The 16,352-nt window shown below is 65.3% G+C and carries 13 protein-coding genes; 5 read left to right on the forward strand and 8 right to left on the reverse strand.

The genetic code is table 11. The annotated features are described in order from the left end of the window. Position 1: 1 nt before the first annotated feature. The 6 genes from JHD77_RS12145 to gloB all read right to left on the reverse strand — a co-directional run bounded on the left by JHD77_RS12145 (position 2) and on the right by gloB (position 8,437). Positions 2 to 1,021: an ABC transporter permease gene (locus JHD77_RS12145; RefSeq protein WP_003087942.1), complete on the reverse strand. Its 1,020-nt coding sequence runs from the start codon at positions 1,019 to 1,021 to the stop codon at positions 2 to 4. Between the two features lie 4 nt (positions 1,022 to 1,025). Then, positions 1,026 to 2,108, reverse strand: a complete 1,083-nt coding sequence (locus JHD77_RS12150; RefSeq protein WP_016851749.1) for a microcin C ABC transporter permease YejB — start codon at positions 2,106 to 2,108, stop codon at positions 1,026 to 1,028. Between the two features lie 6 nt (positions 2,109 to 2,114). Continuing rightward, the gene (locus tag JHD77_RS12155; RefSeq protein ID WP_003087944.1) at positions 2,115 to 3,962 is read right to left on the reverse strand and encodes an extracellular solute-binding protein; all 1,848 of its coding nucleotides are present in this window, start codon (positions 3,960 to 3,962) and stop codon (positions 2,115 to 2,117) included. Further along, the gene (locus tag JHD77_RS12160; RefSeq protein ID WP_003113590.1) at positions 3,959 to 5,788 is read right to left on the reverse strand and encodes an extracellular solute-binding protein; all 1,830 of its coding nucleotides are present in this window, start codon (positions 5,786 to 5,788) and stop codon (positions 3,959 to 3,961) included. Before JHD77_RS12160 ends, JHD77_RS12155 begins: the two co-directional genes overlap by 4 nt. Positions 5,789 to 5,978: 190 nt before the next feature. After that, entirely contained in the window at positions 5,979 to 7,583 is a 1,605-nt protein-coding gene (locus JHD77_RS12165; protein WP_016851748.1) for a lytic transglycosylase domain-containing protein, read from the reverse strand. A 77-nt stretch (positions 7,584 to 7,660) separates the two neighbouring features. Beyond that, positions 7,661 to 8,437 (reverse strand): hydroxyacylglutathione hydrolase, encoded by a 777-nt coding sequence (gloB, locus tag JHD77_RS12170; RefSeq protein ID WP_003120243.1) that lies wholly within the window; start codon positions 8,435 to 8,437, stop codon positions 7,661 to 7,663. A gap of 101 nt (positions 8,438 to 8,538) precedes the next feature. Between gloB and JHD77_RS12175 the strand changes: the two genes are divergently transcribed. The 3 genes from JHD77_RS12175 (at position 8,539) to dnaQ (ending at position 10,554) form a co-directional block, all read left to right on the forward strand. After that, positions 8,539 to 9,300, forward strand: a complete 762-nt coding sequence (locus JHD77_RS12175) for a methyltransferase domain-containing protein (protein WP_003087952.1) — start codon at positions 8,539 to 8,541, stop codon at positions 9,298 to 9,300. A gap of 2 nt (positions 9,301 to 9,302) precedes the next feature. Further along, the gene (rnhA, locus tag JHD77_RS12180; protein WP_003087954.1) at positions 9,303 to 9,749 is read left to right on the forward strand and encodes a ribonuclease HI; all 447 of its coding nucleotides are present in this window, start codon (positions 9,303 to 9,305) and stop codon (positions 9,747 to 9,749) included. A gap of 64 nt (positions 9,750 to 9,813) precedes the next feature. Further along, positions 9,814 to 10,554 carry a DNA polymerase III subunit epsilon gene (gene dnaQ / locus JHD77_RS12185; RefSeq protein ID WP_003087958.1) on the forward strand — a complete coding sequence of 247 codons (741 nt, stop codon included), beginning with the start codon at positions 9,814 to 9,816 and terminating at the stop codon, positions 10,552 to 10,554. Positions 10,555 to 10,581: 27 nt separating this feature from the next. Here the strand turns inward: dnaQ and JHD77_RS12190 are convergent, their stop codons facing one another. Then, a complete protein-coding gene (locus JHD77_RS12190) occupies positions 10,582 to 10,971 on the reverse strand; it encodes a nuclear transport factor 2 family protein (RefSeq protein ID WP_003132809.1) in 390 nt (129 codons plus the stop codon). A gap of 193 nt (positions 10,972 to 11,164) precedes the next feature. Between JHD77_RS12190 and ldcA the strand changes: the two genes are divergently transcribed. Beyond that, on the forward strand, positions 11,165 to 13,420 hold the full coding sequence (gene ldcA / locus JHD77_RS12195) for a lysine-specific pyridoxal 5'-phosphate-dependent carboxylase LdcA (protein ID WP_003087961.1): 2,256 nt from the start codon (positions 11,165 to 11,167) through the stop codon (positions 13,418 to 13,420). Between the two features lie 23 nt (positions 13,421 to 13,443). Next, positions 13,444 to 14,799 carry an amino acid permease gene (locus tag JHD77_RS12200; protein ID WP_003117687.1) on the forward strand — a complete coding sequence of 452 codons (1,356 nt, stop codon included), beginning with the start codon at positions 13,444 to 13,446 and terminating at the stop codon, positions 14,797 to 14,799. Here the strand turns inward: JHD77_RS12200 and nhaB are convergent. Next, on the reverse strand, positions 14,783 to 16,285 hold the full coding sequence (gene nhaB, locus JHD77_RS12205) for a sodium/proton antiporter NhaB (RefSeq protein ID WP_003113594.1): 1,503 nt from the start codon (positions 16,283 to 16,285) through the stop codon (positions 14,783 to 14,785). The two genes, JHD77_RS12200 and nhaB, sit on opposite strands and share 17 nt — an antisense overlap. Between the last annotated feature and the right edge of the window lie 67 nt (positions 16,286 to 16,352).

The following is a 16,352-nucleotide window of genomic DNA, read 5'->3' on the forward strand; positions in this document are numbered from 1 at the left end:
CTCATTTCCTCGGGTCGAAAGCGTCGCGGGCGGCTTCGCCGATGAACACCAGCAGGCTCAGCATGACCGCCAGCACCACGAAGGCGGAAATGCCCAGCCAGGGCGCCTGGAGGTTGGACTTGCCCTGGGCGACCAGCTCGCCCAGCGACGGCGCGCCGGGCGGCAGGCCGAAGCCGAGGAAGTCCAGGGAGGTGAGGGTGCCGATGGCGCCGGTGAGGATGAACGGCATGAAGGTCAGGGTCGAGATCATCGCGTTCGGCAGGATGTGACGGAACATGATGGCGCTGTTGCGCATGCCGAGGGCCCGGGCGGCGCGGACGTATTCCAGGTTACGCCCGCGGAGGAACTCGGCGCGGACCACGTCCACCAGGCTCATCCAGGAAAACAGCAGCATGATGCCCAGCAGCCACCAGAAGTTCGGCTGGACGAAGCTGGCCAGGATGATCAGCAGGTAGAGCACCGGCAGCCCCGACCAGACTTCCAGGAAACGCTGGCCGAGCAGGTCGACCCAGCCGCCGTAGTAGCCTTGCAGGGCGCCGACGGTGACGCCGATCAGAGAACTGAGCACGGTCAGGGTCAGGGCGAAGAGGATCGACACGCGGAAGCCGTAGATCACCCGGGCGAGCACGTCGCGGGCCTGGTCGTCGGTGCCCAGCCAGTTTTCCGCCGACGGCGGGGCGGGGGCGGGAACCTTCAGCTCGTAGTTGATGGTGTCGTAGCTGTAGGGGATCGGCGGCCAAAGCACCCAGCCGTCCTTCTCGGCGATCAGTTGGCTGATGTAGGGGCTCTTGTAGTTGGCTTCCAGGGGGAATTCGCCGCCGAAGGTGGTTTCCGGGTAGCGTTTGAAGACCGGGAAATACCAGCCGCCGTCGTAATGCACGACCAGCGGTTTGTCGTTGGCGATCAGTTCGGCGCCGAGGCTGCCGACGAACAGGATGAGGAACAGCCAGAGCGACCACCAGCCACGCTTGTTGCTCTTGAAGCGGGCCCAGCGGCGCTGGTTGATGGGAGACAGGCGCATCGGATTACTCCCGGTTCTCGAAGTCGATGCGCGGATCGACCAGGGTGTAGACGATATCGCTGATCAGCTTCATGACCAGCCCGAACAGGGTGAAGATGAACAGCGTGCCGAAGACCACCGGGTAGTCGCGGTTCATCGCCGCTTCGAAGCTGAGCAGGCCGAGGCCGTCGAGGGAGAAGATCACCTCGATCAACAGCGAACCGGTGAAGAAGATCCCCAGCAGCGCAGCCGGCAGGCCGGCAATCACCAGCAGCATGGCGTTGCGGAATACGTGCCCGTAGAGCACGCTGCGTTCGGTCAGGCCCTTGGCGCGGGCGGTGACCACGTATTGCTTGCCGATCTCGTCGAGGAAGCTGTTCTTGGTCAGCAGCGTGATGGTGGCGAAGTTGCCGATCACCAGGGCGGTTACCGGCAAGGCCAGGTGCCAGAAATAGTCGAGTACCTTGCCGCCGAGGCTGAGCTGGTCGAAGTTGTTCGAGGTCAGGCCGCGCAGGGGGAACCAGTCCCAGTAGCTGCCGCCGGCGAACAGCACCACCAGCAGGATGGCGAAGAGGAAGGCGGGAATGGCGTAGCCGACGATGATCGCCGAGCTGGTCCAGATGTCGAAGACGCTGCCATGGCGGACCGCCTTGGCGATCCCCAGCGGGATCGACACCAGGTACATGATCAGCGTGCTCCAGAGTCCGAGCGAGATCGACACCGGCAATTTCTCGATGATCAGGTCGGTGACCTTGGCGTCGCGGAAGAAACTCTGCCCGAAGTCCAGGTGCAGGTAGTTCTTCAGCATGATCATGAAGCGCTCGGGGGCCGACTTGTCGAAGCCGTACATGCGCTCGATCTCTTTCACTAGCTCCGGGTCCAGGCCTTGCGCGCCGCGGTATTGCGAGCCGGCCACGGCGACTTCGCCGCCGCCGCCGGAGATGCGTCCGGTGGCGCCGCCGGAAGCGGCGTCGAAGCCTTCCAGCTTGGCGATCATCTGCTCCACCGGACCGCCGGGAGCGGCCTGGATGATGATGAAGTTGATCAGCAGGATGCCGAACAGGGTAGGGACGATCAGCAGCAGGCGCCGCAGGATATAGGAGAGCATGCGGCGTTACTCCCGTTCCGGCTCGGCGTCTTGCGCGGCTTCGGCTTGCGCCTTGCTCGGCAGCGCCTTGTCGCTGGTTTGCCACCAGGTCATCAGGCCCCAGTCGTAGAGTGGCGTCACCTTCGGCCGGCCGAAACGGTTCCAGTAGGCGACCCGCCAGGTATCGACGTAGTAGTTGGGAACCACGTAGTAGCCCCACGACAGTACGCGGTCGAGGGCGCGGGTATGGTCGATCAGGCTTTGCCGCGAGTCGGACTGGATCAGGCTCTCCACCAGGCTGTCGATGGCCGGGTCCTTGAGGCCGATGAAGTTGCGGCTGCCGGCCTTGTCGGCGCTGCTGGAATGCCAGAACTCTCGCTGTTCGTTGCCTGGCGAGTTGGATTGCGGCCAGGTCGCCGAGGTCATGTCGAAATCCCGCGAGCGCAGGCGGTTGACGAACTGCGAGACGTCGACGCGACGGATCTGCATGTCGATGCCAAGTTCGGCCAGGTTGCGCTTGAACGGCAGGATGACCCGTTCCATGTTGGCCTGGAACAGCATGAATTCGAAGCTCAGTGGTTGGCCGTCGGGACCTACCATGCGGTTGTTCTCGATCCTGTAGCCGGCCTCGGTGAGCAACTGGTAGGCCTTGCGCCGCTGCTCGCGGATCACCCCGCTGCCGTCATTGACCGGATTCTGGAAGACCTGGTCGAAGGCCTCGTCGGGAATCTTGCCGCGCAGCGGTTCGAGGATCTTCAGCTCGGCTTCGCTGGGCAACTGGTGGGCGGCCATCTCCGAGTTCTCGAAATAGCTGTTGGTGCGCTTGTAGGAGCTGAAGAACAGCTGCTTGTTCGACCATTCGAAGTCGAACAGCAGGCTGATCGCCTGGCGTACCCGGCGGTCCTGGAACACCGGGCGGCGGATATTGAAGGCGAAGCCCTGCATCCCCACCGGGTTGTGGTTGTGGATGCTGGCCTTGATGAAGCGCCCGTCGCGCAATGCCGGCGACTCGTAGCCGGTGGCCCAGTCCTTCGCCGAATATTCGAGGTTGACGTCGTACTGGCCGGCCTTGAAGGCTTCCAGGGCGACCGACATGTCGCGATAGGAGTCGATGGTGATGGTGTCGAAGTTATAGAGTCCGCGGGAGACCGGAAGGTCCTTGGCCCACCAGTCCTTGACTCGCTCGTAGCTGATGGAGCGTCCCGGATCGACCTTGGCGATGCGGTAGGGACCGCTGCCTACCGGGATTTCCATGCCGGTCTTGGAAAAGTCGCGGTCGGCCCACCAGTGTTTCGGCAGGATCGCGATCTGCCCGAGGATCAGCGGCAGTTCGCGGTTGCCGGCGTGCTTGAAGTCGAAGCGCACGCGAAGCTTGTCCTCGGCGACCACCTTGTCGACGTCCGCATAGTAGTTGCGGTACATCGGGTCGCCCTTGCTCACCAGCGTCTCGAAGGTGAACACCACGTCTTCGGCGGTGACCGGCGTGCCATCGCTGAAACGGGCCTGGGGGCGCAGGTAGAAGCGCACGTAGCTGTTGTCCGGTGCCTTCTCGATCTTCTCCGCGAGCAGGCCGTATTCGGTGAACGGCTCGTCCTGCGACTGGAAGGCCAGGGTGTCGTAGATCAGGCCCAGCGAAGGGGCCGAGACGCCCTTGCCGATGAACGGGTTGAGGCTGTCGAAGCCGCCGAAGTCGGCCTGGCGGAGGATGCCGCCTTTTGGCGCATCCGGATTCACGTAGTCGAAATGCTTGAAATCGGCGGGATACTTCGGAGGCTCATCGTAGAGCGTCAGTGCATGTTTCGGGGCGGCGAGGAGCGGGCCGCAGCAGCCGAGCAGCAGGGCTGCCAGCAGAGGGGTGAAGCGGGGACGGATCATCGGGACGTCTCCAGGTTTTTCTGCCACCACGCGCGCAGGCCCAGGGTGTAGGGCGGGGTGGCGACGAAGGCGAAGCGGTTGCGGTACGCCAGACGGTGCGAATTGAGGTACCAGTTGGGAATGCTGTAGTACTGCCAGAGCAAGGTCCGGTCCAGGGCGCGCGCGGCGGCGACCTGTTCGTCGCGGCTGTGGGCGCCTAGCAGGCGGTTGAGCATGGCGTCGACCACCGGGTTGGCGATGCCCGCGTAATTCTTGCTGCCCTTGACCTTCACCTGGCTGGAGTGGAAGTACTGCCACTGTTCCAGGCCGGGACTGAGGGTCTGCGGCAGGGTCATGAGGATCATGTCGTAGTCGAACTGGTCCAGGCGCTGCTTGTATTGGGCGCGGTCGACGGTGCGCAGGCGCGCGTCGATGCCGATGCTGGCGAGGTTTTCGCGATAGGGCTGGAGAATACGCTCCAGGCTCGGATTGACCAGCAGGATTTCGAAGCGCAGCGGTTCGCCCTTTTTATTCAGCAGTCGGTCGCCGGACAGCTTCCAGCCGGCATCGGCCAGTAGACCGAGCGCATGCCTGAGGGTTTCACGGGGAATGCCGCGCCCCTCGGTGGTCGGCAGGCTGAACGGCTGTTTGAACAACTGCGCCGGCAATTGCTTGCGGTACGGCGACAGGTACAGCCATTCCTGGCCCTCCGGGACGCCGCTGGCGGCGAATTCGCTGTTCGGGTAGTAGCTGCGCGAGCGCAGGTAGGAATTGCTGAAGAGGGCGCGATTGGTCCATTCGAAGTCGAACATCTCGCCCAGCGCCTGGCGTAGCGCGCGCTCCTTGAACACGGCGCGACGGGTGTTCATGAACAACGCCTGGGTCTGGCTGGGGATCTGGTGCGGGATTTCCGTGCGGATCACATCGCCGCGCAGAACCGCGGGGAAGCGATAGTTGTTCAGCCAGTTCTTCGCCTGGTGCTCGATGTAGAAGTCGAACTCGCCGGCCTTGAAGGCTTCGAAGGCGACGCCGTTGTCCCGGTAGAAGTCCACCACGACCCGGTCGAAATTGTATTTGCCGCGGTTCACCGGCAGTTTTTCGCCCCACCAGCCCTTCACGCGTTCGAACACCAGGCGGCGCCCGGGATCGACCTCGACGATGCGATAGGGACCGCTGCCCAGCGGCGCGGTGAAGGTGGTGGCGCGGAAGTCGCGATCCTTCCAGTAATGCTGCGGCAGCACCGGAAGCTCGCCCAGGCGCAGGATCAGCAGCGGGTTGCCGGAGCGCCGCAGGACGAAACGCACCCGGTGGGGGGTGAGGATATCGACCCGCTTCACCTCCTGCAGGTAGGTGCGGTACATCGGGTGCCCCTGCTTGACCAGGGTGCGATAGGAAAAGGCCACGTCGCTGGCGGTGATCGGCCTGCCGTCGTGGAAGCGCGCTTCCGGCCGCAGGTTGAATACCACCCAGCTGCGGTTTTCCGCGTATTCCACGCTCTTCGCGATCAGGCCATAGCTGGAGGCTGGTTCGTCGCCGGACGGGTCGTACAGGCCGGTGCCCACCATCAATGGTTCGTTCAGCTCGTTGACGCCGTACTGGAGGAAATCGCCGGTGCCGATCGGGCTGGTGCCTTTCAGGGTGTAGGGGTTGAGCGTGTCGAAGCTGCCCGAGGCCATCAGGCGCAAGGTGCCGCCTTTGGGGGCGTCGGGATTGGTCCAGTCGAAGTGCTGGAAATTGGCCGGATACTTGAGCGTGCCGAATTGGGCATAACCATGGCTCTGGGTAATCGCGGCGAAGCTGGGCAGGCTCACGGCCAGGCCGAGGATCAGGAAGGAGAGGCGACGCATCAGGCGTGTGTCCGGGTCCTTGGCTATTTTTGACAACGAATCGTCAGACAACAGTAACACCTTGCCCGCACAGGAAAAAAGAGGGAGCGCGGGCCTGTCCGGCCTAGGGTCCGGGGTTCTGGCCGCGCTTGCGAAAACGCCACGCCGGCAGGAGCGGGCGTGGCGTTTCGGGACGGCCTGCAATGGGCTGTCAGCGGCTCGCGGTGTCCAGGTACAGGGTCAGGGTCTGGCCGGGCTTGAGCGCCTGCTTGCTGCGCGGGTTCCAGCGCTGCAGGTGCTTCATTTCGACATTGAAGCGCTTGGCGATCAGGTACATCGAGTCGCCTTGCTTGACCTTGTAGTAGGTGGCGCTGTCGCGCTTGCCGGCGGCGTTTCCCTTGCGGGCCGCCAGGGCCTGGGTGCCGCCTTGCAGCTTGAGGGTCTGGCCGACCTTCAGGGCGTGCTTGTCCAGGCCGTTCCAGCGCTTCAGGTCGTTGACGTCGACGCCGTTGTTGCGGGCGATCTGCCACAGGCTGTCGCCGTTCTTGACCTTATAGGAGCGGGTCCTGGCCGGGGTGGAAGCCTGTCGGGCGAGTTGCTGGTAGACCGGCTTGACGGCGCCGCCGGCGATCTGCCCGGGGATGCTCAGTTGCTGGCCCTTGCGCAGGTGGTTGCTGGACAGGCGGTTGGCGCTCTTGAGCTCCGCTACGGTGATCCGATAGCGGTTGGCGATGCTGTGCAGGCTGTCGCCGCTACGCACCCGGTATTGCTGCCAGGCGGTGACTTCCTTCGGCTTGAGGGTGTCCAGCGAGGCGGTCAGGAACGCCGCTTTCTCCATCGGCACCAACAGTTGCTGGGGGCCGTCCATGGTCACGCGGCGCTTGTAGGCCGGGTTCAGCTGGTACAGCTCGTCCTCGTCCAGGTTCGCCAGCGCGGCGACGCTGGACAGGTCGATCCCGCGCTTGACCCGGACGGCCTGGAAGTAGGGCTCGTTGTTGATCGGGTTCAGGCTGATGCCGTAGGAATCCGGCGCCATGACGATCTGTGAGAGGGCGAGCAGCTTGGGTACGTAGTCCTGGGTTTCCTGCGGCAGCGGCAGGTTCCAGTAGTCGGTCGGCAGGCCCAGTTTCTCGTTGCGTTCGATGGCGCGGCTGACAGTGCCTTCGCCGGCGTTGTAGGCCGCCAGGGCGAGCATCCAGTCGCCGTTGAACATGTCGTGCAGGCGCTCGAGATAGGTCAGGGCGGCATTGGTCGAGGCGGTGATGTCGCGGCGACCGTCGTAGAAATTGGTCTGGCGCAGGTTGAAATGCTGGCCGGTGGCGGGAATGAACTGCCAGAGGCCGGCGGCGTTGCTGCGCGACAGGGCGAAGGGGTTATAGGCGCTTTCGATGACCGGCAGCAGCGCCAGTTCGAGCGGCATGTTGCGTTCTTCCAGGCGCTCGACCACGTAGTGCATGTAGAGGCTGCCGCGCGCGCTCGATTGTTCGAGGAACGACTGGTTGCTGAGGAACCAGAGGCGCTGGCGTTCGATGCGCGGGTTGGTGCTGATCGCATCCTGGAGCTGGAAACCGTCGCGCATGCGGTCCCAGATGTCGTTGTAGGCGGCGTTCTGGCCGGGCTGGGTATGCAGCCAGGAGGGGTTGAACTGGACGTCGACGGCTCGGGCGCCGGGACGTGCTGCTTTGGCCTGGGCCTCCCCCTTGATCTGGCCGCTGCCCTGGCAGCCGACGAGCGCACCGGCGATGAGCAGGATGGACACCCGAACGGCGCGAGCCAGGGCGTCTAGATCGGGGGTTTTACGTGTCTGTGGCGGCATCGGCTGAGTGCTGTTCCGGGCAAAAATTCAGCCGATTCTAGAAATGACCTCAAGAGTGGTCAAGATTTCGCCAACCTTCAGAACTGGTCCTTCCAGGCCCTCAGGACGGCGAAAACCTCCTCCGGGGTGCGGTTTTGCTGGCCGCTCCGCTGGTCGGCTTTTTTCTTAACAGATTTTTCCGAAACGCGAAGAAATGGATTGGTCGACAATTCCAGCGAGATTTCCGACGGCAGGGTGATGCGGTCCCGTTCGCGCAGCCGGGTCGCTTCCTCGAAGCGTTCCCGCAGCGCTGCGTTGTCGGGCTCCACCGCCAGCGCGAAGCGCAGGTTGCTCAGCGTGTACTCGTGGGTGCAGTAGACCCGGGTGTTGGCCGGCAGCGCGGCCAGTCGCGCCAGGGAATGATGCATCTGCGCCGGGGTGCCTTCGAAGAGACGGCCGCAGCCGGCGGCGAACAGGGTGTCGCCGCAGAACAGCAGCGGCGTCTCCGCCGGGTGGTAGTAGGCGATATGGCCGAGGGTATGGCCGGGCACGTGGAAGATCTCGAAGACCAGGCCGAGCACCTCGACCCGTTCGCCGTCTTCCAGCGCCAGGTCGCGGGCCGGGATCTTCTCGTTGGCCGGGCCGAGAACCCGCGCGCCGGTCAGTTCCTTCAGGGCCGCGACGCCGCCGACGTGGTCGTGATGGTGGTGGGTCACCAGGATATCGCTCAACCGCCAGTCGGGATGGGCGGCCAGCCAGGCTTCCACCGGCTTGGCATCGCCGGGGTCGACCACCGCGCAGCGACGGCTTGTCGCATCTTGCAACAGCCAGATGTAGTTGTCGTTGAAGGCGGACAGGGCGTCGATCTGTATCATGGGTCGATGTCGCTAAGCAGAAGTCATTGGCGCATAGTATTGCTTATTTTCCCGTCGTGCCGGCGTCCGTCGCCGCGAAGGGGAAGACGCTGGAGGTACGCATGAACGAACCGCAAGCCTTCGCCCAGACCGATGCCGAGTGGCTGGCATCGATCAACCGGGCGCGCGACTGGTTCCAGGGCCCGCTGGGCAGCCTGATGCTGGCCGAGGAGCGACGCCTGTTGTGCGACGAGCTGACCCGTTACTTCGGTGGCTACCTGGTGCACTACGGACCGCATGCCGAACTGCCGCCGAGCACCGGGCAGATTCAGCGCGGCGTGCGCCTGGGGCCGCCGCTGCCGGGCGTGGACATCGCCTGCGAAGAGGGCGCCTGGCCGCTCAGCGAACATGCCGCGGACGTGGTCCTGCTGCAACACGGCCTGGATTTCTGCCTGTCGCCTCACCGTCTCCTGCGCGAAGCCGCGCGTACCGTTCGTCCGGGCGGCCACCTGCTGCTGATCGGCATCAACCCATGGAGCCTGTGGGGCATCCGTCATTATTTCGCCGGGGATGCCTTGCGCCAGGCCCGCTGCATTCCTCCGTCGCGGGCCTGCGACTGGCTCAACCTGCTGGGCTTCGCGCTGGAGAAACGGCGCTTCGGGTGCTATCGTCCGCCGCTTGCGTCGGCAGCCTGGCAATCGCGCCTGGCTCGCCTGGAGCGCTGGGGCGACGCCTGGCAGTCTTCGGGCGCCGGCTTCTATCTATTGGTGGCACGCAAGCTGGTCGTGGGGTTGCGCCCGTTGCGCCAGAGCAAGCGCGAACCGCGCGGTCAGCTGGTGCCCATGCCGGTGGCGAAAGTCAGCCGGCGAGATTCCGAAATTTAGGCATGACAGATAAAGAACAGGTAGTGATCTATACCGACGGCGCCTGCAAGGGCAACCCTGGGCGCGGCGGCTGGGGGGCGTTGCTCCTCTACAAGGGCGCCGAGCGAGAGCTTTGGGGCGGCGAGCCGGACACCACCAACAACCGCATGGAACTGATGGCGGCGATCCAGGCGCTGGCGGCACTCAAGCGTTCCTGTCCGATCCGTCTGATCACCGACTCGGAATACGTGATGCGCGGCATCACCGAATGGTTGCCGAACTGGAAGAAGCGCGGCTGGAAGACCGCCAGCAAGCAGCCGGTCAAGAATGCCGACCTCTGGCAGGCCCTGGATGAGCAGGTCGCCCGGCACCAGGTGGAGTGGCAGTGGGTCCGCGGGCATACCGGCGATCCCGGCAACGAGCGGGCCGACCAGTTGGCCAACCGTGGCGTCGCCGAATTGCCGCGCTGAGCGGCCACACCGAAACAAGCGTTCAGCAGCCGCGGCTGCAGCGAAACAGAGAAAGGCTCTATAGATGCGTAGCGTCGTACTGGATACCGAAACCACCGGCATGCCGGTGACCGATGGTCACCGGATCATCGAGATCGGCTGTGTCGAGCTGGAGGGGCGCCGCCTGACCGGTCGCCACTTCCACGTCTACCTGCAACCCGATCGCGAGGTCGACGAAGGGGCGATCGCCGTCCACGGCATCACCAACGAATACCTGAAGGACAAGCCGCGCTTCCGCGAGGTCGCCAACGATTTCTTCGAATTCATCCGCGGCGCCCAGCTGATCATCCACAACGCGGCGTTCGATATCGGCTTCATCAACAACGAGTTCGCCCTGCTGGGCCAGCAGGACCGCTCGGACGTGACCGAGTACTGCTCGGTGCTGGATACCCTGCTGATGGCCCGCGAGCGCCATCCGGGCCAGCGCAACAACCTCGATGCGTTGTGCAAGCGCTACGGCGTGGACAACTCCGGCCGCGACCTGCACGGCGCGTTGCTCGACGCCGAGATCCTCGCCGACGTCTACCTGGCGATGACCGGCGGCCAGACCAGCCTGTCGCTGGCCGGCAGCGGCGCGGAAGGCGACGGCAGCGGCCGGCCGATGGTCAGCCCGATCCGTCGGCTCGATCCGGCGCGGGTCGCCACCCCGGTGCTGCGCGCCAACGCCGAAGAGCTGGCTGCGCATGCGGCGCGGCTGGCGGTGATCGAGAAGTCGGCAGGTGGTCCGTCGCTCTGGGCGCAACTGGAAGCGCCGGTCGGCGAATAGCCTGCCCATGCACCACGGGCGCCGCGTTCAGCGCGTCGCCCGCTCCACCAGCAAGGTGTCGCAGAACTGCTCGAAACGGCGGATCCTGCCGTCCTCCACCGTCCATACGTGTGCCACGCGCGCTTCGAACGACTTGCCGCTGCGACGGTGGGTCGCTGCATATCGACCGACGGCGACCACGCTGTCGCCGCCGTCGATCAGGCGCTCGATCTCGACCCTGAAGCCCTCCCAGTCCCGCTGCAAGGCCTGGAACACACCGGCGCCGATGGCGGCCGCGCCGACATAGGTGCCGGCCAGCGGGAAACCGGCCATTTCCGTCCATTCGGTGCGTTCGTCCATGTCCGCCAGCATTCCGGCGAGGTCCCCACGGCTAGAGGCCGCATAGTGATCGCTGACGATCCGATAAGCGCTGCGCATCGTTGTCGCTCCGTAGCAGGGCAGAGAGGTCCATGCTCCTCGCTGGCGGGAGAGGAGGCAAGCGCGGCGCGCCGACTTGTGTTGCCGCGACCTTTTCTTACAAGGGCAAGCCGCCGGGGGTTACGCGCGTGCCGGCAAGTCTCTACCCTGAGCCGACCGGCGGGGTTCGCCCGCCTGCTGCTCGGGATCAACAATGTATAAAGACCTCAAATTTCCCGTCCTCATCGTCCATCGCGACATCAAGGCCGACACCGTTGCCGGCGAACGCGTGCGGGGCATCGCCCACGAACTGGAGCAGGACGGCTTCAGCATTCTCTCCACCGCCAGCTCCGCCGAGGGGCGCATCGTCGCTTCCACCCACCACGGCCTGGCCTGCATTCTGGTCGCCGCCGAAGGTGCCGGGGAAAACCAGCGCCTGCTGCAGGATGTGGTCGAACTGATCCGCGTGGCCCGCGTGCGGGCGCCGCAATTGCCGATCTTCGCCCTCGGCGAGCAGGTGACCATCGAGAACGCGCCGGCCGAGTCCATGGCCGACCTGCACCAGTTGCGCGGCATCCTCTACCTGTTCGAAGACACCGTGCCGTTCCTCGCCCGCCAGGTCGCCCGGGCGGCGCGCAACTACCTGGCCGGGCTGCTGCCGCCATTCTTCCGTGCGCTGGTCGAGCACACCGCGCAGTCCAACTATTCCTGGCATACGCCGGGCCACGGCGGCGGTGTCGCCTATCGCAAGAGTCCGGTGGGACAGGCGTTCCACCAGTTCTTCGGGGAGAACACGCTGCGTTCCGACCTGTCGGTCTCGGTCCCCGAGCTGGGATCGCTGCTCGACCATACCGGCCCCCTGGCCGAGGCCGAGGACCGTGCCGCGCGCAATTTCGGCGCCGACCATACCTTCTTCGTGATCAATGGCACTTCCACCGCGAACAAGATCGTCTGGCACTCCATGGTCGGTCGCGAAGACCTGGTGCTGGTGGACCGCAACTGCCACAAGTCGATCCTCCACTCGATCATCATGACCGGGGCGATACCGCTCTACCTGACTCCGGAACGCAACGAACTGGGGATCATCGGGCCGATCCCTCTGAGCGAATTCAGCAAGGAGTCGATCGCCGCGAAGATCGCCGCCAGCCCACTGGCGCGCGGCCGCGAGCCGAAGGTGAAGCTGGCGGTGGTGACCAACTCCACCTACGACGGCCTGTGCTACAACGCCGAGCTGATCAAGCAGACCCTCGGCGACAGCGTCGAGGTGTTGCACTTCGACGAGGCTTGGTACGCCTATGCCGCGTTCCACGAGTTCTACGACGGACGCTATGGCATGGGCACCTCGCGCAGCGAGGAGGGACCCCTGGTGTTCGCCACCCACTCCACGCACAAGATGCTCGCCGCCTTCAGCCAGGCCTCGATGATCCACGTGCAGGATGGCGGGACCCGGAAGCTGGACGTGGCGCGCTTCAACGAAGCCTTCATGATGCACATCTCGACCTCGCCGCAGTACGGCATCATCGCTTCGCTGGACGTGGCTTCGGCGATGATGGAAGGGCCCGCCGGGCGTTCGCTGATCCAGGAGACCTTCGACGAGGCCCTCAGCTTCCGCCGGGCCCTGGCCAACGTACGGCAGAACCTGGACCGGAACGACTGGTGGTTCGGCGTCTGGCAGCCGGAGCAGGTGGAGGGCACCGATCAGGTCGGCACCCATGATTGGGTGCTGGAGCCGAGCGCCGACTGGCACGGCTTCGGCGATATCGCCGAAGACTACGTGCTGCTCGATCCGATCAAGGTCACCCTGACCACCCCGGGCTTGAGCGCCGGCGGCAAGCTCAGCGAGCAGGGGATTCCGGCTGCCATCGTCAGCCGCTTCCTCTGGGAGCGCGGGCTGGTGGTGGAGAAAACCGGTCTCTACTCCTTCCTGGTGCTGTTCTCGATGGGCATCACCAAGGGCAAGTGGAGCACCCTGGTCACCGAACTGCTCGAATTCAAGCGCTGTTACGACGCCAACCTGCCGCTGCTCGACGTCTTGCCCTCCGTGGCCCAGGCCGGCGGCAAGCGCTACAACGGAGTGGGCCTGCGCGACCTCAGCGACGCCATGCACGCCAGCTACCGCGACAACGCCACGGCGAAGGCCATGAAGCGCATGTACACGGTGCTGCCGGAGGTCGCGATGCGGCCGTCCGAGGCCTACGACAAGCTGGTGCGCGGCGAGGTCGAGGCGGTACCGATCGCTCGGTTGGAAGGGCGCATCGCGGCCGTCATGCTGGTACCCTATCCGCCGGGTATCCCGCTGATCATGCCGGGTGAGCGCTTCACCGAGGCGACCCGCTCGATCCTCGACTATCTCGAGTTCGCGCGGACCTTCGAGCGCGCCTTCCCTGGTTTCGACTCCGATGTGCATGGCCTGCAGCATCAGGACGGACCGTCCGGGCGCTGCTATACCGTTGAATGCATAAAGGAATGAAGCCGACAGGCTAAGGGGTGTCGATGGCGGGGGGAGAGAAGGCCGGCAAGCGCGGCATGGGGTTCTGGACCTGCAGCGCGCTGGTGATCGGCAACATGGTCGGTTCGGGAGTCTTCCTGCTTCCCTCCAGCCTGGCGGCGTTCGGCGGGCTCAGCCTGTTCGGCTGGCTGGTGTCGAGCACCGGCGCGGTGCTGCTGGCGCTGACCTTCGCCCGCCTGGCGCGGGTCAACCCCGGCGCCGGCGGCCCCTACGCCTATACCCGCGACGGTTTCGGCAGCTTCGCCGGCTACCTGTGCGCCTGGACCTACTGGAAAGCCGCCTGGATCGGCAACGCGGCGATCGCCGTGACCCTGGTCGGCTACCTGCGGGTATTCATCCCGGCGCTGGCGGATCCGCTGCTGATGGTCAGCGTGGCCATCGCCGCGATCTGGCTGTGCACCCTGATCAACCTGCGAGGCATCGGCACCTTCAGCGTGGTGCAGAACCTGCTGACCATCCTCAAGCTGCTGCCGTTGTTGCTGGTCGGTATCCTCGGCTGGTTCCACTTCAATCCCGAGCACCTGGCGATCCCGGCGCGCAGCGAGCTGCCGAACATGGGCTATGCCCAGGCGATCGCCACCACCGCGGCGCTGACCCTGTGGTCGTTCATCGGCCTGGAGTCGGCCACCGTGCCGGCCGACGACGTCGAGGATCCGCGCCGCACCATTCCCCGTGCGACCCTGTTCGGCACGCTGGCCGCGGCGGCCCTCTACATCCTCTCGATCACTGCGGTGCAGGGCCTGATGCCGCCGGAGGTGCTGGCCCGCTCCACCTCGCCGTTCGCCGACGCGGCGCGGATCCTGATGGGCGACTGGGGCTACTACCTGGTGGCTGCCGGGGCGGTCATCGCCTGCCTGGGCGCGCTCAATGGCTGGGTCCTGTTGCAGGGCCAGATCCCGGTGGCTCCGGCGCGCGACGGGCTGTTCCCGGAGTCGCTCGGCCAGCTCAACAAGAACGGCGCGCCGGCCCACGGCCTGCTGGCCTCGGGGCTGCTGGTGACGGCGCTGGTGATGGTCGACGGGCATGGCGACCTGGTCGATGTGTTCAACGTGATCATCCTGCTCGGCACCATGACCGGGGTGGTCCCCTACGCGTTCTGCACCGCCGCGCTGTTGCAACTGCTGGCGGTGCGACCGGACGAGTTCTCGCCGCGTTCACGCCGGCAATTGCTGGTGATCGGCTCGCTGGGCTTCGCCTACTCGCTATGGGCGCTGTATGGCACCGGCCAGCAGGCGATCTTCTGGGGCTTCCTGGTGCTGATGGCCGGTATCCCAATGTACACCTGGCGGCAATGGCGCAACCAGGTCAACGGAGTGCCGACGCTCAAAGCCAATGACTGACCGCCCACCAGCCCAGGCCGCCCATCACCAGGGTGTAGGGTAGCGCCATCCAGACCATGCGGCCGTACGACAGGCGCACCAGCGGGGCGATGGAGGAGGTCAGCAGGAAGAGGAACGCCGCCTGGCCGTTGGGCGTCGCTACGCTGGGCAGGTTGGTGCCGGTATTGATCGCCACCGCCAGGGTATCGAAATGCTCGCGGCTCATGTGGCCGGCATCCAGCGCCTGTTTCACCTCGGTGATGTAGATGGTGGCGACGAATACGTTGTCGCTGATCGCCGAGAGCAGGCCGTTGGCGATGAACAGCATGCCCGGCTGGCGTTCCGCCGGCAGCGCCAGCACCGCCTGGATGATCGGGGTGAACAGGTGCTGCTGGTGGATCACCGCGACCACCGCGAAGAACACCACCAGCAGCGCAGTGAACGGCAGGGCCTCCTGGAAGGCGCGGCCGATCTGGTGTTCGTCGGTGACGCCGGTGAAGGCAGTGATCAGCACGATCACCAACAGGCCGATCAGGCCGACCTCGGCGACATGCAGGGCCAGCCCGACGATCAGTACCAGCGCCGCCAGGGCCTGCACCAGCAGCGCGGCCTTCTGCTGCGCTCCGCGTTTGCGGCTTTCGCTGGCGGCGTACTCGGCGAGCACCTGGCGCACCGCCGCCGGCAACTGGGCGCCATAGCCGAAGCGGCGGCTCTTCTCCAGCAGCACGCAGGTCAGCAGGCCGGCCGCCAGTACCGGCATGGATACCGGCGCGACCTGGCGGAAGAACTCGACGAAATGCCAGCCGGCCTCGTGGCCGATCAGCAGGTTCTGCGGCTCTCCCACCAGGGTGCAGACGCCGCCCAGCGCGGTGCCGACCGCCGCGTGCATGAGCAGGCTGCGGAGGAAGGCGCGGAATTCCTCGAGATGGGCCCGGTGCAGCTCGGGGACCTGGCGGTCGGTGGCGGGATCGTAGTCCTCGCTGGCGCGCTGCCCCGAAGCGACCCGGTGATACACGGCGAAGAATGCCACCGCCACGCTGATCACCACGGCGGTCACGGTGAGGGCGTCGAGGAAGGCCGAGAGGAGGGCGGCCAGCAGGCAGAACAGGAGCGATAGCAGGGTCTTCGAGCGCACGCCGAGCAGCAGGCGGGAAAACAGCAGGAGCAGCAGGTCCTTCATGAAGTAGATGCCGGCGACCATGAACATCAGCAGCAGGAGCACCGGGAAGTTGTGCTGCAATTCCGCATAGAGCGCCTCGGGGGTAGCCAGGCCAAGCAGCAGCGCCTCCAGCACCAACAGGCCACCCGGCTGTAGCGGATAGCATTTCAGCGCCATGGCCAGGGTGAAGATGAACTCGCCGACCAGCACCCAGGCGCTTGTCACCGGCCCGGCCAGCCATAGCAGCAGGGGGTTGAGCAAGAGGAAGGCGAGCACCGTCAGCTTGTACCAGCGCGGCGAATGCCCGAGGAAGTTCTGTGCGAAAGCCTGGCTCAGGGGACTGCTCACGATGGACTCCACGGCAAGGAAAAGACTGAAAATGCCAGCAGGACTTTCGTTGGATCAAGCGTTTAGC

The sequence above is a fragment of the Pseudomonas sp. P20 genome (genome assembly GCF_016463925.1).
Taxonomy (GTDB): domain Bacteria; phylum Pseudomonadota; class Gammaproteobacteria; order Pseudomonadales; family Pseudomonadaceae; genus Pseudomonas; species Pseudomonas aeruginosa.